20 protein-coding genes are annotated in these 24,235 nt (G+C 68.2%); 11 read left to right on the top strand and 9 right to left on the bottom strand.

Features of this window, described 5'->3' with window-relative positions; all coding sequences use genetic code 11:
• Nucleotides 1-28: 28 nt before the first annotated feature.
• Nucleotides 29-1,636 carry a Na/Pi symporter gene (locus U5760_RS11970; RefSeq protein WP_322011980.1) on the bottom strand — a complete coding sequence of 536 codons (1,608 nt, stop codon included), beginning with the start codon at nucleotides 1,634-1,636 and terminating at the stop codon, nucleotides 29-31.
• Between the two features lie 305 nt (nucleotides 1,637-1,941).
• Here U5760_RS11970 and U5760_RS11965 point away from each other — a divergent pair, with 305 nt between their 5' ends.
• Nucleotides 1,942-2,994 carry an alcohol dehydrogenase gene (locus U5760_RS11965; protein ID WP_322012253.1) on the top strand — a complete coding sequence of 351 codons (1,053 nt, stop codon included), beginning with the start codon at nucleotides 1,942-1,944 and terminating at the stop codon, nucleotides 2,992-2,994.
• A 33-nt stretch (nucleotides 2,995-3,027) separates the two neighbouring features.
• Here U5760_RS11965 and U5760_RS11960 read toward each other — a convergent pair whose 3' ends face one another.
• A complete protein-coding gene (locus tag U5760_RS11960) occupies nucleotides 3,028-4,398 on the bottom strand; it encodes an LLM class flavin-dependent oxidoreductase (RefSeq protein WP_322011978.1) in 1,371 nt (456 codons plus the stop codon).
• A gap of 288 nt (nucleotides 4,399-4,686) precedes the next feature.
• Between U5760_RS11960 and U5760_RS11955 the strand changes: the two genes are divergently transcribed.
• Entirely contained in the window at nucleotides 4,687-6,822 is a 2,136-nt protein-coding gene (locus U5760_RS11955; protein WP_322011977.1) for a tetratricopeptide repeat protein, read from the top strand.
• A 19-nt stretch (nucleotides 6,823-6,841) separates the two neighbouring features.
• Here the strand turns inward: U5760_RS11955 and U5760_RS11950 are convergent, their stop codons facing one another.
• The gene (locus U5760_RS11950; RefSeq protein WP_028225197.1) at nucleotides 6,842-7,060 is read right to left on the bottom strand and encodes a hypothetical protein; all 219 of its coding nucleotides are present in this window, start codon (nucleotides 7,058-7,060) and stop codon (nucleotides 6,842-6,844) included.
• A gap of 217 nt (nucleotides 7,061-7,277) precedes the next feature.
• Between U5760_RS11950 and U5760_RS11945 the strand changes: the two genes are divergently transcribed.
• Complete coding sequence (locus U5760_RS11945) at nucleotides 7,278-7,616, top strand: DUF1330 domain-containing protein (RefSeq protein WP_322011976.1); 339 nt, start codon at nucleotides 7,278-7,280, stop codon at nucleotides 7,614-7,616.
• Nucleotides 7,617-7,683: 67 nt separating this feature from the next.
• Here the strand turns inward: U5760_RS11945 and U5760_RS11940 are convergent, their stop codons facing one another.
• Nucleotides 7,684-8,148, bottom strand: coding sequence for an RbsD/FucU family protein (locus U5760_RS11940; RefSeq protein WP_322011973.1), 465 nt, complete (start codon nucleotides 8,146-8,148; stop codon nucleotides 7,684-7,686).
• Between the two features lie 276 nt (nucleotides 8,149-8,424).
• Between U5760_RS11940 and U5760_RS11935 the strand changes: the two genes are divergently transcribed.
• From U5760_RS11935 to U5760_RS11925, 3 genes are all read left to right on the top strand, one after another.
• Nucleotides 8,425-8,865: a hypothetical protein gene (locus U5760_RS11935; protein WP_322011971.1), complete on the top strand. Its 441-nt coding sequence runs from the start codon at nucleotides 8,425-8,427 to the stop codon at nucleotides 8,863-8,865.
• 74 nt (nucleotides 8,866-8,939) lie between these two features.
• Nucleotides 8,940-11,102: a phosphocholine-specific phospholipase C gene (locus U5760_RS11930; RefSeq protein WP_322011969.1), complete on the top strand. Its 2,163-nt coding sequence runs from the start codon at nucleotides 8,940-8,942 to the stop codon at nucleotides 11,100-11,102.
• A gap of 248 nt (nucleotides 11,103-11,350) precedes the next feature.
• Nucleotides 11,351-12,793: an NAD-dependent succinate-semialdehyde dehydrogenase gene (locus U5760_RS11925; RefSeq protein WP_322011967.1), complete on the top strand. Its 1,443-nt coding sequence runs from the start codon at nucleotides 11,351-11,353 to the stop codon at nucleotides 12,791-12,793.
• A 48-nt stretch (nucleotides 12,794-12,841) separates the two neighbouring features.
• Here U5760_RS11925 and U5760_RS11920 read toward each other — a convergent pair whose 3' ends face one another.
• Nucleotides 12,842-13,240 (bottom strand): GFA family protein, encoded by a 399-nt coding sequence (locus tag U5760_RS11920; RefSeq protein ID WP_322011965.1) that lies wholly within the window; start codon nucleotides 13,238-13,240, stop codon nucleotides 12,842-12,844.
• 335 nt (nucleotides 13,241-13,575) lie between these two features.
• Between U5760_RS11920 and U5760_RS11915 the strand changes: the two genes are divergently transcribed.
• On the top strand, nucleotides 13,576-14,634 hold the full coding sequence (locus tag U5760_RS11915; protein WP_322011963.1) for a catalase family peroxidase: 1,059 nt from the start codon (nucleotides 13,576-13,578) through the stop codon (nucleotides 14,632-14,634).
• Nucleotides 14,631-15,176 carry a cytochrome b gene (locus U5760_RS11910; RefSeq protein ID WP_322011961.1) on the top strand — a complete coding sequence of 182 codons (546 nt, stop codon included), beginning with the start codon at nucleotides 14,631-14,633 and terminating at the stop codon, nucleotides 15,174-15,176. Before U5760_RS11915 ends, U5760_RS11910 begins: the two co-directional genes overlap by 4 nt.
• A 48-nt stretch (nucleotides 15,177-15,224) precedes the next feature.
• Here the strand turns inward: U5760_RS11910 and kdgT are convergent, their stop codons facing one another.
• The 4 genes from kdgT to U5760_RS11890 form a co-directional block, all read right to left on the bottom strand.
• Nucleotides 15,225-16,241, bottom strand: coding sequence for a 2-keto-3-deoxygluconate transporter (gene kdgT, locus U5760_RS11905; protein WP_322011960.1), 1,017 nt, complete (start codon nucleotides 16,239-16,241; stop codon nucleotides 15,225-15,227).
• 174 nt (nucleotides 16,242-16,415) lie between these two features.
• On the bottom strand, nucleotides 16,416-17,903 hold the full coding sequence (locus tag U5760_RS11900) for an efflux transporter outer membrane subunit (protein ID WP_322011959.1): 1,488 nt from the start codon (nucleotides 17,901-17,903) through the stop codon (nucleotides 16,416-16,418).
• A gap of 17 nt (nucleotides 17,904-17,920) precedes the next feature.
• Complete coding sequence (locus U5760_RS11895) at nucleotides 17,921-19,531, bottom strand: MDR family MFS transporter (protein WP_415914085.1); 1,611 nt, start codon at nucleotides 19,529-19,531, stop codon at nucleotides 17,921-17,923.
• Complete coding sequence (locus U5760_RS11890; protein WP_322011958.1) at nucleotides 19,524-20,660, bottom strand: HlyD family secretion protein; 1,137 nt, start codon at nucleotides 20,658-20,660, stop codon at nucleotides 19,524-19,526. The genes U5760_RS11895 and U5760_RS11890 overlap by 8 nt, the downstream gene beginning before the upstream one ends.
• A gap of 94 nt (nucleotides 20,661-20,754) precedes the next feature.
• Here U5760_RS11890 and U5760_RS11885 point away from each other — a divergent pair, with 94 nt between their 5' ends.
• The 3 genes from U5760_RS11885 to U5760_RS11875 all read left to right on the top strand — a co-directional run bounded on the left by U5760_RS11885 (nucleotide 20,755) and on the right by U5760_RS11875 (nucleotide 23,902).
• Complete coding sequence (locus U5760_RS11885) at nucleotides 20,755-21,474, top strand: CerR family C-terminal domain-containing protein (protein ID WP_322011957.1); 720 nt, start codon at nucleotides 20,755-20,757, stop codon at nucleotides 21,472-21,474.
• Between the two features lie 95 nt (nucleotides 21,475-21,569).
• Nucleotides 21,570-22,205, top strand: coding sequence for a LysE family translocator (locus U5760_RS11880; protein ID WP_322011956.1), 636 nt, complete (start codon nucleotides 21,570-21,572; stop codon nucleotides 22,203-22,205).
• Between the two features lie 146 nt (nucleotides 22,206-22,351).
• The gene (locus tag U5760_RS11875; protein ID WP_322011954.1) at nucleotides 22,352-23,902 is read left to right on the top strand and encodes a rhomboid family intramembrane serine protease; all 1,551 of its coding nucleotides are present in this window, start codon (nucleotides 22,352-22,354) and stop codon (nucleotides 23,900-23,902) included.
• Nucleotides 23,903-24,235 lie beyond the last annotated feature (333 nt).

Genomic DNA, 24,235 nt, shown 5'->3' with positions numbered 1-24,235 from the left:
GCGATAAGCACGCACGCCGCCCCGCGCGTCAATCGGCAAAAGCCAGCGAACGCGAATGCGCCTTGGCCACCTGCTGCAACGCGCGCCGCAAGGCGCTCTGCCTGCGCAAAAGTTCTTCCATGGCGGGAATCCCCAATGCCCCGGCCGCCCCCTCGGCCAGCAGACGCGCCTTCAGCGCACCATAGGCGGCCTCCATCGACTGACCCAGCGTTTCGATCAGCTTGCCGTCGCCGGCTTCGGCGTCGTTGCGTCCCGCGGACTCGGTCTGGTCGATGAGCGCGAGCGCGCGGCGCTCGAAGAGCCCGTAGGCGTCGGCAATCGCTGCATCGTCCATCGCGCCCGGCAGCGACGCCGCCTGCATGGCCTGCTCCTCGGCGCTCTCGTAGTAGTGCAGCGTGCGCAGCACTTCCGCGAGATTCGCGCCGGTGGCGGGCGCCATCTCCTGGCGGTTCATGCTCTGCACGAACTTCTGCGCCGCCGCGAAAAGCCGCGTGAGCGCGCCCTGCTCCTGTGCGAGTGCGTTCGCATCGGCGCCCGCCAGCGTCATGCGCAGCATGCGCCGCACGATTGCGCCGATGCGCTGCACCTCGTTGCGCAACGCATCCACGGCGAGTTCGGGCACCACCAGCACCGTATCGTCGAGAAATTGCGGCGCGCCCTCGTCGCCCTCGCGCTCGCGAAAGCGCCGCTGCAGCCAGCGCGTGAGCCGCCCCGCGAGCGGCACCATGATGACGAGGCCAAGCACGTTGAACGCGGTGTGAAAAAGCGCGAGCGTGATCGCCGGATCGTGCGGCAAATGGAAAAAGTCGCCCACGCGCACGATGAAACCGATGAGCCAGGGCAGGAGCGCCATCGCCACGAGCCCGGTCACCACGTTGAAGATCACCTGGGCGAGCGCCGCGCGGCGCGCATTGGGCGTGGCGCCGATGGACGCGAGCAGCGCCGTGGCCGTCGTGCCGATATTCGCGCCGATGATCACGGCCGCCCCGCCCTGGGTGCTCAGCATGCCGCCCTGCGCGGCCGCGAGCGTGATGGTCATGGTGGCCGAAGACGACTGCACGAGCAGCGTGAGCACGAGCCCCACGGCCACCTGGGCGACCACGGCGAGCACGCCCTCGCCCTGCGGCAACTGGTATTGCGCGACGAGTTCGGTGAACGCCCCCTGCAAGGTGGCGATGCCGATGAACAGCACGCCGAAGCCGGCCAGCGCATCGCCGAGCGCTCCGCGCCGCTGGCCCACGCCGGTCAGGCGCAGCGCCACGCCGATGCCGACGAGCGGCAGCGCGAGCGCATCGATCTTCATCTTCAGGCCGAGCAGCGAGACGATCCAGCCCGTGGTCGTCATGCCGAGGTTGGCGCCGAACAGCACCCAGAGCGCGCCGCCCAGATCGAGCAGGCCCGCGTTGACGAAGCCGATCACGGCAACCGTAACGGCGGTAGACGACTGCACGAGCGCAGTGACGAGCACGCCCGAAGCGAGGCCCGAAACCGGCGTGCGCGTGGCGCGGCTCAGGATGTGCTCCAGCGCCGGCCCGGCGGCGAGCTTCAGGCCGTTGGTCATCATCGTGATGCCCAGCAGGAACAGGCCGATGCCGCCGATCAGGACGCCCAGCCCTTCGATCAGGCCGCCGTTCATCGCCGCCCGCCTCGCGCGCAAGCGCGGCCGAAAGCCGATGGAGGCCGTGCGACGTCACGCAGGCGCACCGGGCAGCGTACGAAGAGCAAAACGGAAAGCACTGCGGCGTTCATCGGCGGACTCGGCCTCTCTCGCGGCATGGGCACGATTCATGGTACGCGAGCCCTGTTTTTCGTGACGCCTGCGCGGACGCAGGCATGGCGGACGACCCGAACGACCGTACGAAAATCGGGCATATCCGCTATCATGCAAAGCAACCGCCTACGTCCAGCAGTGCCCAACCGATAACGGAGACATCGATGCAGATGCGTTGTTATTGCGTGACCGGCCACGGTCAGCCGCTCGAACTGAAGCACCAGGAAGTTCCGCAACCGAAGGGCACCGAGGTGCTGGTACGCGTGAAAGCCGCCGGCCTGTGCCACTCCGACCTGCACATCTGGGAGGGCTACTACGATCTCGGCGGCGGCAAGAAGCTCTCGCTCGCCGACCGCGGCATCAAGCTGCCGCTCACCCTCTCCCATGAAATCTGCGGCGAAGTCGTCGCGGCCGGCCCCGATGCCGGTGCGGTGCAAACGGGCATGGCGGCCATCGTGCACCCGTGGATCGGTTGCGGCGAATGCGCCGCCTGCCTGCGCGGCGAGGAGAATCTGTGCATCAAGCCGCAATCGCTCGGGGTGATGCGCAACGGCGGTTTCGCCGATTACGTGATCGTGCCGCATCCGCGTTATCTGGTGGAGCTCGGCGGGCTCGATCCCGTCAAGGCCGCGCCGCTCGCGTGCGCGGGCGTGACCACGTATTCGGCCATCCGCAAGTTCGGCGAGCGCATTCACGAAGCGCCGCTGGTAGTGATCGGCGCGGGCGGCCTCGGGCTCATGGCCATCGAGGTGCTCAAGGCGCTGGGCGGCAAAGGCGCGATCGTCGTCGACGTGGATGCGACGAGGCGCGAAGCCGCGCTCAAGGAAGGCGCGCTGGCCGCGATCGATGCGCGCGCACCCGATGCCGCCACGCAGATCGCCCAGGCCGCAGGCGGCGGCGCGCGCGCCGTGCTCGATCTGGTCGGCGCGACCTCCACGGTGACGCTCGCGCTCGATTCCTGCGCGCGCGGCGGCCATGTGGTGATCGTCGGCCTGATGGGCGGCGACATCACGCTCGCGCTGCCGATCATTCCGATGCGGCCGCTGCGCATCGAAGGCAGCTATGTCGGCACGCTGCCCGAATTGCGCGAGCTCGTCTCGCTCATGCGCGACGGCAAGATCCGCCCCGCGCCTGTTTCGCCGCGTCCGCTAAACGAAGTCAACGAGGCGCTGCAAGCGCTGCATCAGGGCAAGGTCGTGGGACGGCAGGTGCTCATTCCGTAAGCACTCCCGCGCGAATATTTTTCGCATTCCGTATCAATCGGCGACGGCGGTCGTGGCGTGTTCTGCGAGGTCGCCGCGCAGGGACGGCCGCTTCAACCCAAGATGATCCCGCAGCGTGCGTCCCTCGTAGTCGCTGCGGAACAACCCCCGGCGACGCAGTTCGGGCAGCACCAGCGCGATGAAATCGTCGAGCCCGTCGGGCAGCAGCGCAGGCATCACGTTGAACCCGTCCGCGCCGTAATTCACGAAACGCTCTTCCAGGGCGTCCACGATCTGCTCCGCCGTGCCCACCAGTTGCCAGTGGCCGCGTGCGCCCGCCACGCGCAGCGACAGCTCGCGGATCGTCAGGTTCTCGCGCCGCGCGAGCGCAAGCGTGAGCGACTGGCGGCTCTTGCTCGCGTTGGTTTCGGGCAATTCAGGAATCGGCCCGTCGAGCGGATAACCCGAAAGGTCGATGCCGCCCGTCAAGGTCGAGACCATCGCGAGCCCCACCACGGGATCGATCAGCGCCTGCAGCGCCTCGAACTTCTCGCGCGCCTCGCTTTCGGTGCGCCCCACGATCGGCATGACGCCCGGCATGATCTTGAGGTCGTCGGGATCGCGGCCATGCGCGGCAAGCCGCCCTTTCACGTCGGCGTAGAAGGCCACGGCATCTTCCAGCCGCTGCTGCGCCGTGAAGATCACTTCGGCCGTGCGCGCCGCCAGCGCCTTGCCCGCCTCCGACGACCCCGCCTGCACCACCACCGGATGCCCCTGCGGCGCGCGCGCCACGTTCAGCGGTCCGCGCACGTTGAAGAACTCGCCGCGATGGTCGAGCACGTGGCGCTTCGCCGGATCGAAGAAGCGGCCCGTGGCCTTGTCGTGCACGAAGGCGTCTTCGTCCCAGCTGTCCCACAGACCCGTCACGACTGCGGCGAATTCTTCGGCGCGCTCGTAACGGCGCGCATGCGCGAGATGCTGGTCGAAGCCGAAGTTCTTCGCCTCGTGCTCGTTCGACGACGTCACGAGATTCCATCCGGCACGCCCGCCGCTGATATGGTCGAGCGACGCGAACTTGCGCGCGATGTGATACGGCTCGTTGAACGTGGTCGAAGCCGTGCCCACGAGACCGATGCGCTCCGTCACCGCAGCCAGCGCGGAAAGCAGCGTGAGCGGCTCGAACTGGGCGACGTAGCTGTGCGCCGTGCGGCTCAGGTATTCGACGTTGTCGCCGCGCGTGCCGGAGCCGTCCGCGAGAAAGATCAGGTCGAACTTCGCGGCTTCGGCGGCACGCGCCAGCTCGACGTAATGACGAAAACGGCTGCCCGCATCGGCAAGCGCATGCGGGTGCCGCCATGCGGCAATGTGGTGGCCCGTCGGGTAAAGAAAGGCGCCAAGGCGCAGGTGTCCGGAACGTTGGCTCATGGGGTGGCAAAACGCGCAGCGCGAAGAGGAACGAAACGGATCATTCTGGGCCGCCGCCCGGCGGGCCGCCACGAAGAAATCCGCACATCGATATGCGCAGCGCCGCAAACGGCGTGGATCGGCACGCCTTACGGCGCTGCAAGCCAGCACGGGCGCAGCGCACCATGGCCCGAATTGAGGCGCGGCATGCGCTCTATTCCACCCGCCGGGGGCGCCCCGCCTGCCGTAAAGTGCAAACCTGCCCTCGTTTTCTCCGCGCCAACGTCACCTAGCCCCCAACCGTCCACTGTGACCGCCACGACGACCGCCGCACCCACCGCCGCCGACATCCTGCGCGAAGCCGCCACGCTTGCCGCGAGCCAGCGCTTTGCCGAAGCGCTCGCGCTACTCGTGCCGCTCGCCGGCCACGAGGCCGCGACCGAAGACGCAAACCGCATCGACGTGCTCAATCTCGCGGCGGCCTGCGCAGTGAGCATAGGCCAGCCCGACGCCGCGCAGTCGCTGTGGGTGCGCTGCATCCATGCACGGCCGGCATTCACCGAGCCCTACCTGGGCCTGGGCGCGCTGCTTGCCGCGCGCGGGCAGCTCGCCGAAGCGCAGGCGATCTACGCACACCTCGCCCGCCTCGCCCCCGAGCGCACCGAGGTGCATAGCCAGCACGGCGTGGTGCTGCATCGGCTCGGCCGCCTCGACGAGGCCGAAGCCGCGTGCCGCCGCGCCCTCGCGCGCGAGCCGGGCCACGTGGAGGCGCTCTGCAACCTCGGCGCGGTGCTCCATGAGGCGAAGCGGAGCGACGAAGCCGAAGCGGCATACCGCGCGGCGCTCGCGGTACAGCCGCAACACGCGCGCACTCACAACGGTCTGGGCAACCTGCTGCGCGAAAGCGGCCGGCTCGTGGAAGCCGAACTGGCCTATAGCGAAGCCGTGCGCGCGCAGCCGCGCTACCCCGAAGCGCTCAACAACCTCGGCGCGCTGCAAAGAGCGCTCGGCCGCTCCACCGAAGCCGAACTCGCCTGCCGTCTCGCGCTCGCCGTGCAGCCGGACTACCTCGAAGCGCACAACAACCTCGGCTGCGTGCTCTCCGATCTCGGGCGGCTCGTGGAAGCCGAAGCCGCTTACCGCGAGGCTCTGGCTCTGCGCCCCGACTATGCCGACGCGCATTACAACCTCGGCTGCGTGCTGCACGCGCGCGGCCTCCTGACCGATTCCGAGGCGGCCTTCCGCACGGCGCTCCAGCTTGCGCCCGCCCGCATCGAAGCGCTCAACAACCTCGGTTGCGTGCTGCTCGACCAGTTGCGCCTGCCCGAAGCGCTGGCGGCGTTTCGCGCCGCGCTCGCCGTGCGGCCCGACATGGCCGAGGCGCACTACAGCATCGGCAGCATCATGAAGGAACTGGGCGATCTGGACGAAGCGGAAGCCTGCTACCGGCGCGCGCTCGAACTGCGCCCGGGCTACGGCGACGCGCAGTTCCGCCTCGCCACGCTGCTCCTTACGATGGGACGATTCGAAGAAGGCTGGGCGCGTTACGAATGCCGCTACGAAATGCCGGGCTTCGTGCATCACGCGACGCAGGCGCTGCTCAAGTGTCCGAAGTGGCAAGGCGAAGCGCTGCAGGGGCGGTCCCTGCTCGTGTGGCAGGAAGACGGCCTGGGCGACATGCTGCAGTTCGGCCGCTTTCTGGGACTTTTGAAGGCTCGGGGCGCAGCGCGCATCGTACTGGCCTGCGGCACGCCGCTCGTGCCGATTTTCGCGAATGTCGAGGGCGTGGATACCGTGCTCACCCACTTCGAAGCGGCGGCGCAGGCGGAAAACTTCGACGGGTGGATCAGCGCGATCAGCGCGCCGCTGCACCTCGGCACGACGCTCGATACGATTCCGCCGCCCATGCGCTTCACGCCCGATGCCGCGCGGGTCGGGCGCTGGCGCGGGCGCCTCGCCGATCTCGGCCCCGGTCCGCGCGTGGGTCTCGTGTGGAAAGGCAACCCCAAACATAAAAACGACCTGCACCGCTCGCTGCCCTCGCTGCGCACGCTCGCGCCGCTCTGGCAGGTGCCGGGCGCACAGTTCGTGAGCCTGCAAAAGGGCGCGGGCGAAGACGAGGCGCTCGACGCCGGTCTGCCGCACCTGCCCATCGTGCCGCTCGGCCCCGAACTCGACGACTTCGCCGATACGGCCGCGGTGGTCTCGCAACTCGACCTCGTGATCTGCGTCGATACCTCGACGGCCCATCTGGCCGCTTCGCTCGGCAAGCCCTGCTGGGTGCTGCTGCCGGGTTACGACGTGGACTGGCGCTGGCTGCACGGCCGCGACGACTCGCCGTGGTATCCGGGCACGGTGCGGCTCTTCAGGCGGCGGCTGGACGAAGCCTGGCCGGAGGTAGTGGAACGGGTGCGGCAAGCGTGCGAACTGCATTTCGCCGCGTGAGGAAAAAACGGGCGCGCGCTCAGTCCCAGAGATTGCGGAACGCCACGGCCGCGATCACGGGCACGCAGAGAATGAGCGGGATGGCGAAGTACGGAATCTCCAGATCGACGACCCAGCTATAAACGAGCCAGCCGATGCCGGCGCCCAGCGTGGCCACCCCCACCAGCGCCGTGAGGGTATTCAGAACCCAGGTGGGCGGGCGCTTGCGCTTACGTTCTTCGGTCGGGGCGGGTTTCATCGGATCGGCAAGCGCGGCTGGCAAGTGGAAATTCGGGTGAAAATTCAGTCGAGACTTCGATGCGAGGCATTTTACTCCGCACGCCTCGCGCACTGCGCATTGCCGAAAACCCGGCAGCTTGACCTCCGAGGTAATCGATCCTCCGTGCGCGCCGCCCTATCCTCGTTCCTGCCTGCACACCGTTGTGTGCCGTAGTCAGCCAACGAGGAACGAAGCCATGACCGCCTATGCCATCGCCCATCTGCGTGACGTCGAAATGTGCCCCGCCATCGTCGAGTATCTGGAGAAGATCGACGCCACACTCGCGCCCTACGGCGGCCGCTTTCTGGTCCACGGCGGCCCCGTCGAGCACATCGAAGGCGCGTTCCGGGGCGACCTGATCGTGATCGAGTTCGACGACCGCGAACGCGCACGCGAGTGGTATCGCTCGCCCGCCTATCAGGCCATCCTGCCGCTGCGCACGGAGCACGCCACGGGCGAAGCGTTCCTGATCGACCAGGTGCCGCAACCGCATCGCGCGACCGACGTGCTCATGCACGCGCTCGACCCGCGCTGACGCCGCACGCGACCCGCGTGCGGCGGGCCGCGCACGCCACATGTGCCGCATGTGCCGCATTTGCCACTTACGCGCGCGGTTCGTCGGCCGCCAGCAGCACGCCCTTCTTGAAGACGAAACAGCCGTAGCCGCGCGGCTCGCCCGTGGCAATCACGCAGTACGCCCGCTTCGCACGCTCGTAGAACGCGAAGCGTTCGAGCGGCGCGAACGGCACCTCGCGGCCCTCGCCTGCGTTGACCTCGTGCTGTGCCTCGCGCTGCACAGCGGGCAACGCATGCGGGTCGCCCACCACCTCCATGCGCAGCGCCGGGTCGTCGACAAAGCTGTCGAGCGGCATGACCGAGAGCACCGCGCGGATCGCACGCGGCGCATCCACGCCGTCCAGACGCAGCAGGCGGCCGGTCACGGTGGCGCGCGCGACCGAGTCGGCGGGGAAATTGGCGTCGCAGATCACGACTTCGTCGCCGTGCCCCATCGATGCCAGTGCGTGCAGTACGTCGGCGTTGAGCAGCGGATCGAGATTTTTCAGCACGGTGTCTCCTCTTGACTTGATGGCAAAAAGACGGCGCAGCGCGCGCGTCGCGGCGACATCGTACCGTGTGCGGCGCTCGCGTCACAAGAGCGGCTGGATGCGCAGTGCATCGACGGCGCCTTATTCCACGGACTTGCCGTGCAAGCCGTCCTGAATGCCGTCAGAAACGTTTGCAAAGCAATATCTGTCTCTCGCAAACGTTTTCCTGCGTTTCATAATTCTTTCTTCGTCAGCAAGGAAACTGTGCGCGACCCATCCATCAGAATGGACGCACACATGAGAATACGCCCCCGCGCCGCCTCGCAGGCGAGCGCGTATGCCCTTGCGTTTGCCGTTGTTCTCGCAACGATTTCCCTTGCCGCGTGCGGCCCCGATGCCGGGTCCGACGCTGGGTCCGATGCCGGCGGTTCCGTCGCCTCGGTCCAGACACCCGCGCCGGCCAACGCCGCGCCCACGAGCGCCGCGCCGCTGCCGCAAACGGCCTGGGCGTCGGCGCAAGCCGGCAACGGCGCAAACGGCATCGCGAACGGCACGGCGGCGTACGACGACGCGACCCCGCCCGCCGCCGGCCCCGTGCAAAGCGCACAGGCGAGCCTCGCCGCCGACAGCCAGCAGGTCACGCCGGTCCTCAGCTACGCCCCCGGCGACGCCGACGATCCCGGTAACTCCGGCAACCCCGGCAACGATTCCCGCCGTACCGCAACGACAAGCCAGTAATCCCGTCGTATCGTAGTGTGCGTATGCACACACCTTCATCCCCCAAGCAAGCACAAGCAGAAAGGTGATTAACAATGACGTCAACCAGCCGTCGCCGTTTCCTGCAGACTGTCGCGCAGTCGGGCGCTGCCGCCGCCGCGATGACCGTGTTTCCCGAGTCGATCCGCAACGCGCTCGCCATTCCGGCCTTCTCGCGCACCGGCTCGATCCGCGACGTGGAGCATATCGTCGTGTTCATGCAGGAGAACCGTTCGTTTGACCATTACTTCGGGCACCTGCGCGGCGTGCGCGGCTATAACGACCGCCTGCCGATCCCGCTGCCCGGCGGCCGGCCGGTCTGGTATCAGCCTTCGAAGGAAAACGCGGCGCAGCCCGTGCTGCCGTTCCACCTCAACACGCAGACCACGAGCGCGCAATGCGTGGGCGACCTGGACCACAACTGGTACCCCACGCACTACGCGATCAACAACGGCCTCTACAACCAGTGGCCGCAGTACAAGACCGACATGACGATGGGCTACTACCTGCGCGCGGACATTCCGTTCCACTACGCGCTGGCCGATGCGTTCACCGTCTGCGACCAGTACTTCTGCTCGCTGGCCGGCCCCACCCACCCGAACCGCGCCTATCTGATGACGGGCATGGTCGATCCGAGCGGCACGATGGGCGGCCCGCTGCTCGACAACAACGACTACGTGGACGGCGACGTGCCGCCCGCCTACCAGCTGCTCTCGTGGACGACCTATCCCGAGCGCCTGCAGGCCGCCGGCATCTCGTGGCAGATCTATCAGCAGGGCACCAACGGCAACGATCCGCTGAACGGCAACTACGGCACGAACATCCTGCAGAACTTCGTGAACTTCATCAACGCGCAGCCGGGCTCGGCGCTCTATCAGCGCGCGCAAACCGTGCGCACGATCGCGGACCTGAAGAACGACGTGCTCGCGAACAACCTGCCGCAGGTCTCATGGCTGCTGCCGCCCGCCGCGTACTCGGAGCACCCGAAGTACACGCCGGCCTATGGCGCCGAGTACACCTCGCAGATTCTCGACGCGCTCACGTCGAACCCCGAGGTGTGGAGCAAGACGGTGCTCTTCATCATGTACGACGAGAACGATGGCTTCTTCGACCATATCGTGCCGCCGCAGCCGCCCACGACGGCCGCACAGGGCAAGTCGACGGTGAGCGTGGAAGGCGAGATCCACAACGTCGTGAACCCTTACCGCGGCGGCAGCTACACGGCCGACGGCCTGCCTTACGGCCTCGGGCCGCGCGTGCCGATGACCGTCGTCTCGCCGTGGACCAAGGGCGGCTTCGTGTGCTCGCAGGTGTTCGACCACACCTCGGTGATCCGCTTCATCGAAACGCGTTTCGGCGTGCACGAGCCGAACATCACGGCATGGCGCCGCGCCGTGTCGGGCGACCTCGTTTCGGCATTCGACTTCCGCACGCCGGACGCGACCATGCCGGCGCTGCCCGACACGAGCAACTACATCACGATGGCCAATAACCAGTGCTCGGCCAATCCGGCGCCGACCGTGCCCGCCACGCCGGGCCCGATCGATCCGCAGGAGCCGGGCGTGCGCTTCGCCCGCGCGCTGCCCTACGAGCTGCACGTGAACGGCAAGGTGGACGCCACGCAGAACACGCTGGAAATCACCTTCGCCAACACGGGCCGCCAGGGTGCGCACTTCTACGTGTACGCCGCGAACCGCAGCGACGGCCCATGGCGCTATACGGTGGAAGCGGGCAAGTCGCTCTCCGATACGTGGGACCTCACCGCGACGAACGGCGCGTATGCGTTCGAGGTGCATGGGCCGAACGGTTTCGTGCGCCGCTTCACGGGCACGGTGGCCACGGCTGCCTCACAGGCTCAGCAGTCGTCGCAGCAAGACGCCTTCGGTCATCACGGCGGCACGCCGGCGCCCGAAGTCACGGCGCACTACGACATCGCCAACGGCAACCTGTTCCTGCGCTTTGCGAACACGGGCGGCGGCGTGGCTCACCTGAACGTGACCGACAACGCCTACGGCGCGCGCGAGCGCTCCGTGCCGGTTCCGGCGGGCGCGCGGATCGAGGAAGCGTGGATCCTCGCATCGAGCCATCACTGGTACGACCTGACCGTGACCAGCAACGACGACGCAAGCTTCCAGCGCCGTTTCGCCGGTCATATCGAAAACGGCCGCCCGAGCATCAGCGACCCGGCCGCCGTGGCGCCCGTCACGCAGTTGAGCTGAGTAAGGCAGCAAGGCACGCGGGGCGCTCGCCCCGCTGTGCCGTCCTGCTCTGCCGTCCCGCTCTGCGGTATGCGCGGCTTCGGCCGCGAGTGCCGCAAGGCGCCGGCCGAAGAGGCCCTGCCCGCCGCCAGCAGCACGCGTCGAGCAGTGGCACAATGGACGATCTAATCTTCCAGCCCGCGTGCAGACAGGAGGACAGCCCCTCCCGCACGCGGCCGCTTTTCCCCAAAGTTGAAGAGGATCGCCCCATGACGTCCAGCGTGAAGCCCTATCCGGATACCCAGATCTATGTCGACGGCGCCTGGCGCGCCGGTGCCAGAACGATTCCCGTGATCGACCCGGCCACCGAAGCCGAAATCGGGCGCCTCGCCGTGGCCAGCGAGCAGGATCTCTCCGACGCCGCCGAAGCGGCGGCGCGCGCATTCCGCGAATGGCGCAAGGTCTCGCCCTACGAGCGCAGCAAGCTCATGCGCCGCGCGGCGCAACTGCTGCGCGAGCGCGCCGACGACATCGCCGCGATCATGACGCGCGAGCAAGGCAAGCCGCTCGCCGAAGCGAAGGTGGAAACGCTCGCGGGCGCCGACATCATCGACTGGTTCGCCGAAGAAGGCCGCCGCACTTATGGCCGCGTGATCCCCTCGCGTGCCGAAGCGGTCCGCCAGGTCGTCACGCGCGAACCCGTGGGCCCGGTCGCCGCCTTCACGCCGTGGAACTTCCCGCTCAATCAGGCCGTGCGCAAGGTTTCGGCCGCGCTCGCCTCGGGCTGTACCGTCGTGCTCAAGGGACCGGAGGAAACGCCCGCGAGCTGCGCGGCGCTCGTGCAGGTGTTCGTCGACGCGGGCCTGCCCGCCGGCGCGCTGAGCCTCGTGTTCGGCGTGCCTGCCGAAGTGTCGTCGTACCTGATCGCGCATCCGGCCATCCGCAAGATCTCGTTCACGGGTTCGACGCCGGTGGGCAAGCTGCTGGCCGCGAAGGCCGGCGAGCACATGAAGCGCGTCACGATGGAGCTGGGCGGCCACGCCCCGGCCATCGTCTTCGCCGATGCGGACGTGCCGCGCGCAGCGAAGCTGCTGGCCCTCGCGAAGATCCGCAATGCGGGCCAGGTCTGCATCTCGCCCACGCGCTTCATGGTGGAAGACTCGGCTTACGACGAATTCGTCGAGCATTTCGTCACGACCCTGCGCGGCGTGAAAGTGGGCAACGGCCTCGAAGAAGGCGTGCAAATGGGGCCGCTCGCGAACGACCGGCGCCTCGCCGCCATGGAACGGCTCGTGGCCGACGCGCGCGAACACGGCGCGAAGGTGCTGACGGGCGGCGAACGCGTGGGCCGCGAAGGCTATTTCTTCGCACCGACCGTGCTGACCGACGTGCCGCTTTCGGCGCGCATCCTGAACGAAGAGCCGTTCGGTCCGCTCGCCCCGGTCTCGCGCTTCTCGAGCTACGAAGAAGCCATCCAGGAAGCCAACCGCCTGCCGTGGGGCCTCGCCTCGTATGCGTACACGCGCTCGAGCGCGACCTCCGCTGCGCTCTCGGACGACATCGAAGCGGGCATGCTGTCGATCAACCACCACGGCCTCGCGCTGCCCGAAACGCCGTTCGGCGGCGTGAAGGACTCGGGCTACGGCTCCGAAGGCGGCACCGAAGCGATGGAAGCGTATCTGGTCACGAAGTTCGTCACCGAGCATCGTTGATGCGCGAGCCGGGAGCGCCGCAAGGGCGCTCCCGGCTTCGTCACCGCATCAAGGCTCCGGCCATGCCCGCGGATGCTGCGGCAACCCATCCGCGAGCACCACCCAGCCGAGTTTCTGGGAAGTCCACGTGTGATGCGCGGGCGACACCGCTTCGGGGTCGTCGAGACTGCCCGCGCTCACATCCACTTCGTTCTCGAACGACGCATGCCGGTAGGTCAGCGGCGTTCCGCACACACCGCAGAACGACCGCTCGACTCCCGGGCTCGACGCCACCACGCGCGGCACCCCCACGATGAACCGGAAGCTGCTGAGCCGCACGCTGAGCCACGCCGTACACGGCGCCCCCGACGCATGCCGGCAATCGGCGCAATGGCACACCGTGCAGTCCTCGGGTTCGCCCTCGATCTCGTAGCGGATCTGTCCGCATAAGCAACCGCCCTTCAGCATAAGGTTCTCCCTGACCGAACCGGGCGCCCGCACGCTCGCCCGGCGAAAGCCGTTGAAAGGTGGCGAAGCGCCTTGATTCACATTAGCTGCGACGCCCCCACCCCTCCTCGACCGCAAGCGCCATGCCGCGCGCGGACGATACGGACCGCGCGAATGGAATAGATCGCAGGAACACACTGTTGACGCCAGTATCAGCCACCGCGGCCTTCGACCGGATACGACCGGACACAACTGGAGCCAACAGGACTCACCATGCCCATCGCCCAACCCGAACCGGATTTCCCGGCCTCCCCGCACCCCGCGCCGCTGCGCGTGCGGCGGCATGGAGCCCGGCCATGAACCGCGCGACGATCTGCTTGCCCTGCCGCCTCGCGGCCATTGCCGCCATCCTGGGCGGCGCAGCGGCCACCTTCGCGTGGACCGCGGGCTGGCTCACGCCGCACCGCGTGAACGCCCCCCACATCATCAATACCTTCGAAACCAACTACGGCGTCCACCCCGGCTTCCGGCGCAATCATGCGAAGGGCCTGTGCGTGGAGGGCTGGTTCGAGAGCAACGGCAACGGCGCCAGCGTATCGCGCGCAGCCGTGTTCGCGCCAGGCCGCACGCCCGTGATCGGACGTTTCGCGATTCCCGGCAGCAATCCTTCGGCGCCCGACGCCAGCGTACCCGTGCGCAGCATGGCGCTGCTGTTCCAGTTGCAGGACGGCGAACAGTGGCGCACGGGCATGAATTCGACGCCCGTCTTCGCGGTGCAGACGCCGTTGCAGTTCTTCAAGCAACTCGTCGCCTCGCGACCCGACCCTGCCACGGGCAAGCCGGATCCGGAGAAACTCGACGCGTTCTATCGCGCGAATCCGGAAACGCTGCCGTTCCGTCAATGGGTGAAGGCGCACCCGCCTTCGTCGAGCTTCGCGAATACCGGCTTTTACAGCATCAACGCCTTCGTCGCGACGGACGCGAACGGGCGGCGCCAGGCCATCCGCTGGCAGACGGTGCCGGAAACGCCGTACACACCGCAAACGCCGGATCAGAAGACCCAGCCCAACTTCCTCTCGACCGACCTCGATGCACGTCTCGCACAAGGCCCGCTGCGCTGGCATCTCGTGATCACCGTCGCGCAACCGGGCGACCCCACCAACGACGCCACCGCGGCATGGCCCGCCGAGCGCACGCAGATCGATGCGGGCACACTGGTCCTGCAAAGCGCCTCGCCGCAAAGCGAAGGCGTCTGCCGCGACGTCAACTTCGACCCGACCATTCTCCCGGCCGGCCTCGCCCCCTCCGACGACCCGCTGCTCGCCGCGCGCTCGGCCGCTTATGCCGTTTCCTTCAACCGCCGCACGCGAGAAGTCGCGAAATTCGCGCAATCGCAGGGAGAGACCCAGCCATGAACGCGCCCCGACGCCATTTCAGCGCGCCCTCGCGCCTCTTGCACTGGACGATGGCAGTCCTGATCATCGCCATGCTGTTCGTCGGTGTGGGCATGGTCTCCACGGTATCGAGACTGCACCTCACGCTGCTCGCGCTGCATCGCCCGCTCGGCATCGCGATCCTCGTGCTCGTGATCGTGCGCGCGGTGCTGCGCCTCACCTGCGGCGCGCCGCCGCTGCCCGCCGACCTGCCGGGCTGGCAGCGCGCGGGCGCTCACGCCTCGCACCTCGCGCTCTATGCGCTGATGGCGGCCATGCCGCTGATCGGCTGGTCCATGCTCTCGGCCGGCGGCTACCCCGTGGTGATGTTCGGCAGCGTGCATCTGCCGCCGATCGCCCCGCACAACGTGGCGCTCTATGCGGCGCTGCGCGCGGCGCACTCGTGGCTCGCGTTCGCACTCTTCGCCGTGGTGCTGATGCACCTCGCCGCTGCGCTCTTTCACGCGTGGATCCGGCGTGACAGCGTGTTCGCGAGCATGGCGCGCGGGGAAGCGCGCAGCTAAAAGCTGCCCGCCGCACGCCCTGTCACCCGATACGCCGTGCGTGTGCCGCTACACGTGGGCGTCGCGGCCGGCCACGGGCGGCACCGGCGGCTCCGCGAACTCCTGGAGCAAGGCGTCGCGCGCCTCGCGGCGGCGCACCCAGAGGGCGGTGAGAATGGGCACAAGAATGGCCGTGACGAGGCAGGAGGTCGCCACCATCGCTGTGGCGGCCGGCACGAGCGGCTTGAAGCGCGGAATCATCTCGCCGATGATCGCGGGGTTCGCCACCGCCGCACCCGCCGTGGACGAGGCGGCAAGCCCCGCCGCGCCGTTGCCGCCCGCAATCAGGCGATCGGCGAGGATGAGCGGAATGCCCGTCACGACGATCACGGCGAGACCCAGCATGACGCCGCCTAGGCCGCTCGTCACGATCACGTTGAGGTCGATGCCGTTGCCGAGCGCGAAGCCGAAGAACGGAATCAGCGGATGCACGCAGCGGCCGAACAGGTCGCGCAGATCGCGGTCGAGATTGCCGAGCACGAAGCCCACCAGAAACGGCAGCACCGCCCCCGCGAAGAGCCGCGGCTCGAAGAACGCCACGCCGGTCGCGCCGAGGATGATCATGCTCACGAGCGGCCCCGACTCGATCGACATCAGCACGAAGGCGCCCGCTTCCTCTTTGGTGCCGTACTGCTGCATCACGGCGGCGTAGAGGCCGCCGTTGGTCATGTCCATCGAGGTCGTGATGGCCAGCACCGAAAGGCCCGCGAAGAGCCCGGCCTTGACGCCATCGACCGGAATGAAGCGCGCCGCGAGAAGCGTCGCGATCCACGCCACCGCCATCTTCGTGAGGAGCAGCGTGCCCGACTTGCGCAGGACCGTGCCGGTCGCGCGCAGGTCGATAGTCGCGCCCATGCAGAAGAACCACACCGCGAGTATCGGCACGGTGCCGGTGATCAATCCATTGGTGAACGAACCGAAGTACTTGCCTGCGCCCGGCGCGAACGTATGCACGCAGGCGCCCAGCAGCAACGGCACCAGCATCAGGCCGCCGGGTATGCGGTCTATGGCCTTCTTCAGCTTCATGCCTCCTCCGTGGACGTGATGTCCTGTGGCCGGATCGGCGCTTCACGGTGTCCGGCTTTGTGTCGGGATGCTCCCTGCCGAAAAATATAGCATCGTGCAGGGAACACCGCTCGCGCGGATCCGGCGGCGCCGGGAAGGAGGAGGCGGTTTTAAGGCGGCCGTTTCGGGCCAATATCAGCTGGCAGGCTGCCAGCCGAGCCCAAGACTCTTCTGCAACGAAACGAAGTCCTTGAGCAGTTCCGCCTGGCCCGAGATCACGTCCTGTTGCGAGAGAAACTCGGCGCGCTGCGTGTCGAGCAGATCGACGAGGCTCGACGCCCCCGCGCGATAACGCTGGCGCATCAGCGTGGCCGAGCGCTCCGCCGATTCCTGCACCTTCTGCAGCGTCACGAGATGCTCGCGCTGATAGCCATAACGCGAGAGCGACGCATTGGCATCCTGCAGTGCAGCAAGCACGGCCTTTTCATAGCGCGCTTCGGCTTCGTCGCGCGAGGCTTCGGCACCGTGCACCGCACCGAGCGTGCGGCCGAAGTCGAACACGTTCCATTGCAGATACGGCGCGCCCACCCAGCTGAAGTTGCTCTTGCGCATGAGGTGGCCCGGGTCGGCCGCCGTGAAGCCCAGGTCGCCGAACAGCGTGAGCTTGGGCAGGAAGTCGGCAATATGCTCGCCGATCTGCGCATTGCTCGACGCGAGCCGGCGCTCCGCCGCGCGGATATCGGGACGTTGCGCGAGCAGGGTCGTCGGGTTGCTCACCGGTACCGACTCCGGCATGGCCGGCAGCGGTTTCGGCGCCGCCAGCTCCGCGTCGAGCGCGCCCGGCGCCTTGCCGGTCAGCACCGCCAGTTGATCGAGCGAGATCTCCACCTGGGCCGCGAGCGGCGTGATCGTCGAGCGCGTGTTCTCGACCTGGGTGGTCAGCCGCTCGACATCGACATCCGCCGCCGTGCCGCCGGCGCGGCGCTGCTCGGTGAGCGTGAGCATCTGCTGCTGCAATTGCGCGGTGTGCTGCGCGATGGCGAGGCGCTGCTGCTGGTCGCGCAGGTCGATATAGGCCTGCGCCACTTCTGCCGCGAGCGACACCTGCGCATCGGCGAGATCGGCATTCACTGCGTCGGCCTCGTCGCTCGCCGCCTCGATCGCGCGGCGCGTGCCGCCGAAAAGGTCGATTTCCCACGAAGCGTCGAAGCCCGCCGTGTAGAACTGCAACGGACCGCCGCCGCTCGAAACCGCGCTGCTGCCGCTATCGCCCCCCTGGGTCTGCGACGAGGTGAAGGCGCCGAGATTCGGCTCGCGCATGCGCACCGCCGCCGCGGATGCGGAGACCTTCGGCAGTTCCGCCGCGCGTTGCTGCGCAAGCTGCGCGCGCGATTCGCGCAGGCGCGCCTGCGCGGCGCGCAGGTCGGGATTGTGCGCAAAGGCAGCGTCGATCAGCGCGTCGAGTTGCGGGTCGCTCAGCGCGAGCCACCACTCGCTCGGGGCCGGCGTGGGCACGATGCCCTTCGGGGGCGTGCGCACGAAGGAGGCGGCGCTGGCCGCTTCGGGCGCCACGGCGGGCGCGCCGCGATAGTCGGGGCCGACGGTGCAGGCCGCGAGCGCGCAAGCGGCTGCAAGCGCCGTGAGCGGGACCAGAGAGGAGCGGAAGAAACGAATTGCCGTCATGAGAGCAAAAGGGAACGTCAATGGCCGGCGGACGGCGCCTTGGCGCCGGGCTGGGGCTGCTGGGGCTTCTTGAGCAGGAGCGCGAGCGGAATGCAGGCGGCAAGCGCGATGCCGAGCACCCAGAACGTTTCGGAGTACGTGATGACCATCGACTGCTGCTGGATCTGCGCCGCGATCTGTCCGAGCGACTGCATCTGCGCGTAGGCCATGTCGCCCGTCTGCGCGAACCAGTTCGCGGCGCCGGAGGCGATGCGCTCCTGCCCGATCAGCGAATTCGCGCTGAGGGACTCGCGCAGCACGGCCGTATGAAAAGTCTCGCGCCGGTCGATCAGCGTGCCGATGATCGCCAGCCCCACCGACCCGCCCAGGTTGCGCGCCATGTTGTAGAGCCCGGCGGCGTCGCCCGAGTCCTCGCGCGCGACGGCCGCCATCGAAGCCTGATTGAGCGGCATCATCGCCAGCACCTGGGCGCAGCCGCGGATGAGCTGCGACCAGACGAAATCGTGGCCCACGCTCTGCGCGGTGAGCGAAATATCGAGCATGCAGCTGAACGAGAACAGCAGCAGGCCGCCCACCACCAGCACGCGAAAATCCATCTTGCCGAGCAGGCGCGGCAGAATCGGCATCATGAGGAACGCAGGCAGCCCCGAGAGCAGCATGATCGCGCCCGACTGCTCCGCGTTGTAGCCCGCCACGAGGCTCAGGAACTGCGGCAGCAGGTAGGAGATCCCGTACAGGCCAGCCCCCACGGCGAACACGATGACGATGACGCTCGCGTAACGCAGGTTGCGCATGAGCGAAAGGCGCAAGATGGGCTTTTTCGCCGTGAACTGCGAGAGCGCGATCAGCGCCATGCCCGCGAGCGTGATCCAGGTGAGCGTCACGATCAGGCTCGACTCGAACCAGCGCTCGCGCTGCCCTTCTTCGAGCACGACGGTGAGCGACGAGAGGCCGATGGCGAGACCCACGATGCCGAGCCAGTCGGCCTTGAAAAAGGCGTCCCAATGCGGCCGGTCGGGCTCGAGCCCCACCACGAGCAGCGTGATCAGCGCGAGGCACACGGGCAGGTTGATGAAGAAGCACCAGCTCCAGCTGATGTTCTCGGCGAGCCACCCGCCCACCACGGGCCCGAGCAGCGGACCGAGCAGCACGATCAGCCCGAACACCGTCATGCCCACCGGCAACTGCGAGAGCGGCAGCCGCGTGCGGATGATGGTCTGCCCGGTGGGAATCATCGCGCCGCCGGTGAACCCCTGGCCGATACGCCCGGCGATCATCGCGGGCAGCGTGTGCGACCAGCCGCACATCATCGAAAAGCCGATGAAGAGCGCCGAGTTCGCCAGCAGGAAATTTCGCAGTCCGAACACGCGCGTGAGCCATGCGGCGAGCGGAATCATCACGATCTCGGACATCAGGTAGCCCGTGGAGATCCACGTGCCCTCGGTGCCCGTCGCGCCGATCTCGCCCTGGATCTGCGGCAGCGCCGAGTTCGTGATCGAGATGTCGAGCGTGGCCATCAGCGCGCCGAGCGCGCCCGCGGCCACGGCGATCCAGTCGGCCGCGCTCGCGCGCTCGCCGTGCCCGTGCGCGGCGGCGGACGACGCGCCGGAAGCGGGGGTATCAGCCACGATGGTTCTCGACGTCGATGCGGCGGTCGTCGTCGCGGGCGGAGCGCGTGTCCACGTCCACGGTCACCGACATGCCCGGCAGCAGCACATGACGCGTTTGCGGGCCGGTATCGATGCGGATGCGCACGGGCACGCGCTGCACGATCTTCGTGAAGTTGCCGGTGGCGTTCTCGGGCGGCAGCAGCGCGAACTGCGCGCCCGTGCCCGGCGAGAAGCTGTCCACCACGCCGTGCAGCGTATGCCCCGGCAGCGCGTCCACATGCAGCTCGACAGGCTGGCCCACGCGCATGCGGCCGATCTGCGTTTCCTTGAAGTTCGCTTCCAGATAGGTGCTTTGCACCGGCACGACCGTGAGCATGCGCGTGCCCGGCTGCACGTACTGGCCCACGCGCACCGTGCGGTCGCCCACGCGGCCGTCGAGCGCGCTCTTCACCACCGTGTTGTCCAGATCGAGCTGGGCCTGGGCCGCGTTCGCCTTCGCCGCCTCGAGTTGCGCGCGCGCCTGCGCGAGCTGCGCGGTGAGCGCCGAGGTTTGCGAGCGCGCCGCCTCCACGGCGGCGGCGTCCGCCGCGAGCGTCGCCTGGGCCTGGTCGCGCGTGCTCGTGAGTTCGGCGAGGCGCTCCGCGGTTTCCGCACCCGTGGCGGCGAGCGGCGTATAGCGCGCGACCTCGTCGCGTGCATGGCGCAGGCTCACGCGCGCCACGTCTTCCTGCGCCTCGGCCTGCGCAATGTTCGCGTGCTGCTGGTCGATCTGCGCCTCGGCGTGCTGGATGTCGGCTTCGCGCGCATCCACCGTGGCCACGGCCTGGTCGAGCGACACCTGGTACTGCCGCGCGTCGAGCTTCACGAGCGGGTCGCCCGCCTTCACCGTCTGATTGTCGGCCACGTACACGTCGGTCACGTAACCGTTCACCTTCGGGGCAATCGTGACACTGTCGGCCTGAAGATAGGCGTCGTCGGTCGATTCGATGAAGCGCCCCACGAGCCACCAGTGCCCGAGCCACACCGCACCGGCCGCGAGCGCGACCAATGCCAGTCCCACCAGAAACATCCGCTTCGCCCCGCCGCGCGAGGACGTTGCGTCTTTGTCCGCCACCGCGCTACCCGGTGCACCTGCCGTCGTTGACATGTTCTCGATCTCAATTTATTCCAGCCGGAAGAATTATTCCACCCGGAAGATTTGTGTCAAGTGATATATTTCCGAACGCGATGCAAGGAGACCTATGAGCGAGAGCAAACGGCCGCGTCGCCCCTCGGCGGGTGGCTATGCGCGCGGCGAAGAAACCCGCCGCAAGATCGTCGAAGCGGCGATCGGCCTGTTCGGCCAGCACGGCTTCGAAGGCGCCTCGACGCGCGAGATCGCCGCGAAAGCGGGCGTCAACGCGCCGGCGCTGCAGTACTACTTCGAGAACAAGGAAGGGCTTTACCGCGCCTGCGCGGAATGGATTGCCGACGAGTCGTGGCAGACGATGGAGCCGGCCGTGCTGCACGCGCGCGAGGTGCTCGCGGGCGTTGCCAGCGACGCAGCGCTCGTCGAAGCGTTCATCGGCATCCAGATGGCCGTGGCCAACCGGACCTTCATCAAGCACCACGAACCGGACGCGCGGCTCTTCTTCGCGCGCGAGCAAAGCGGCAGCGAGCCCGAGATCGGCTCGCTGGTCCTGCGCGAGCGCGTGCGCGAACCGCTCAACCGGATCAATCTGGAACTGCTGGAGCGCATGACGGGCTGCGGCGCCGACGACCCGCGCACGGGCGTGCGCCTCCTGACCCTCTACGGACAGTTCCTGCTTTTTCACATCGCGCGACGCTCGGCGCTTTCGATGCTTCAATGGGACGACATCGACCCGGAGCGGACCGAGTTCATCAAAGAGACCGTGCGCGATCAGACGCGGCTCTTGCTCGCGCACTGGATGCGCGAACGCGACGCAAACAAGTCCGCCTGAACGCGGGCTTGTCCGATACGCGGCCGGTTGGCGGTGCGCGCACCCCGCCGCACCGTGCTACCGTACGCGTTTCGTGCCCGCCGGGAGCCTCTGCCATGTCGCCCTTCGCCGCCGTCGTCAGTATCCTCGTTGCCCTGCTGCTCGGCGCCATGAGCCCGGGACCCAGCTTCGTGCTGGTCGCCCGCAACGCCATCGGCCTGTCGCGCCGCGACGGCGTGGCCACCGCGTTCGGCATGGGTGCAGGCGCGATCTGCTTCGCGGGCGTCGCGCTCGCCGGCCTCTACACCGTGCTCGCCACCGTCGCGTGGCTGTACGCCATCCTCAAGATCGCGGGCGGCGCCTACCTGCTCTATATCGCTTCGCGCATCTGGCGCGGCGCGGGCCAGCCCGTCACGATGGGCAACACCGCAAGCGCCGCGAGCCGGCCGGCCAAATCGTTCTGGGTCGGCCTCACCACGCAGCTGAGCAACCCGAAGACCGCCATCGCCTACGGCAGCATCTTCGTGGCGCTCCTGCCCCAGCATCCGCCGCTCTGGTGCTACTTCGTCCTGCCGCCCTTCGTGTTCGCCATCGAAACGGGCTGGTACACCGTCGTCGCGCTCTGCTTCTCGAGCCAGCGCCCGCGCGACCTCTATCTGCGCGCCAGGCGCTGGATCGACCGGGTCGCCGCCGGCGCCATCGCCGCGCTGGGCCTGCGGCTCATTTTCACGGCGGGCCACCGCGGCCTTTGATTCTTCCGGGGTCTGGCGGGGCTTGAGGGGGCCCTTCTGGCGCCCTCAAGCCCCGCATGCCATTTGCCGTTATTGGGACAGAACAGCGCAAGACCGTCGTGCTGCGCCGCATCACGACGCCCGTCCCAATCCACGGAAATGCGTGCATGAATCAACCGGAATCCCCGACGTTCCCGCCTGCTTCCCACTCGACGGAGCGCGCCGGCGCGCCTCCCGAACGATTCGAAATCGCACTCGGCACCCGGGCCTACCGCCGCGCCGGCGAAGCCCGTGCCCGCGCCGCGCGCTCGTTCAAGGCACGCGGCGCGATGCTGTTCGACGGCGGCAACCTCCACCTCGTCGCGCTCGAAACCGGGCCGCTCGGCGGGGTGCGCGAAACCGACCTGCGTTTTGCGCGCGCCGACGTGCGCGACGTGGTGGTCGATGGACGGATCATCGGCTTCGACGTCGCGCCGCCCGGGCGCGAACCCTGGACTCTCGTGCTGCGCGCCGCCTCGCGCGCCGAAGCCCGCGCGCTGGCCGCGCGCCTGCCCGCCCTCACCACGCCCGCGTTCGCCGCCGAAGCCGCCACGCTCGACCGCTACCTCGACGGCATCGAAGCGCGCGCCGGGCACGCCGGCGTGACATGGGCGCTCGTCGCGCTGAACGTCGTGGTGTACGCGGCCATGGTCGCCGCGGGCGGCGGCTTTCCCAACACCGGCGCGCGCACCGCCATTGCGTTCGGTTCGAACTTCGGCCCGGACACGCTCGGCGGCCAGTGGTGGCGCCTCGCGACGGCGCTCTTCATCCACTGGAGCTTCCTGCACCTGCTCTTCAACATGGTCGTGCTGGCGCAGGCGGGCCGCGTGGTCGAACGGCTCTATGGGCACACGCGATACGCGGCGCTCTACCTGTGCGCGGGCATCGTCGCGAGCCTCGCGAGTCTGTGCTGGCACGCCACGCTCGACAGCGCCGGTGCCTCGGGGGCGATCTTCGGCGTGCTGGGCGCCCTGCTCGCCCACGTGCTGCATTACCCGTCGAGCCTGCCGCGCACGGTGTACCGCCAGCGGCTCGCGATGGCGCTGACCGTGGTCGGCTACGGGCTCTTCAACGGCCTGCGCGAGCAGCGCGTGGACAACGCCGCGCACGTGGGCGGCCTGCTCGCGGGCTTCGCGCTGGGCTGGGTGCTGGCGCGGCCGTTCGACGAGCGCGAGCAGCGGGGACGCGACCCGCGCGACGCGCTCTATCTCGCCACCGGGCTCGCGGTCTTCGCGTGCGCGGCCCTCTGGCTGCAGGCCGTGCGCGTCAACGCGGGTTTTGAAGCGCGGACGGAGCTAACGTTTGCGGCCTTGATACAGCAGGACGCCATCGACGAACACCACGCCGTGAATGACCTGCGCGGCTTCCTGGAACCGGGCCGGCTGCCCGCGAAACCCGCCGAACTGGCGGCCCGGATTCGCACCGAAATCTGGCCGGAGTGGCATGCGCTGCAAACGCGCCTGGCCGGCGCGCTGCTGCCGCCCGGCTCGCCGCCCGCCGCGTGGCGCGACGCGAAGCTGCGCTATTACGACGATGTCCAGCGCAGCATGCTTGGGATCGCCGATCTTGCCTCGCTGCGCGAGAAACCGGACCCGGCTGTGGTCGACAAGCTCAAGATCCTCGTTGCCGATGCGCAGCGGGAGCGCGCCATGGCCGTGCGCGCGATCAAGGCGCCCTGAATCGGGCAGAGACGTTCCGCGTAACGAAGACAAGAAAAACGCGCGGGACGTGATGGCCTGGCGGTCACGGTATTCCGGGCCGCGAGTGAATCCACCTGGCCTATTCCTCCAGTGCGGGTGATCTTTCGATTCGCGAACGGGCTCGCCGTCTACAAGTCGCCTAACGCGGGTCGGCAGATTCATGGGCGACGTCTTCCGACTTTGTTATTCCACGCTCCCTGAGCCCCTTGGCTGACTGCCGGTGAAAGCTCGCCCGACCCGCGCCGGGCATAGCCAGCCCGGGGCCAACACCGTCCTCCGACAGACCTGGGTGCCCGCCAGCGGGCATTTGAG

Source organism: Paraburkholderia sp. J12, assembly GCF_905220215.1.
GTDB lineage: Bacteria > Pseudomonadota > Gammaproteobacteria > Burkholderiales > Burkholderiaceae > Paraburkholderia.
The sequence above is the reverse complement of the archived record's forward strand: the minus strand, read 5'-3'. Positions and strand labels throughout refer to the sequence as shown.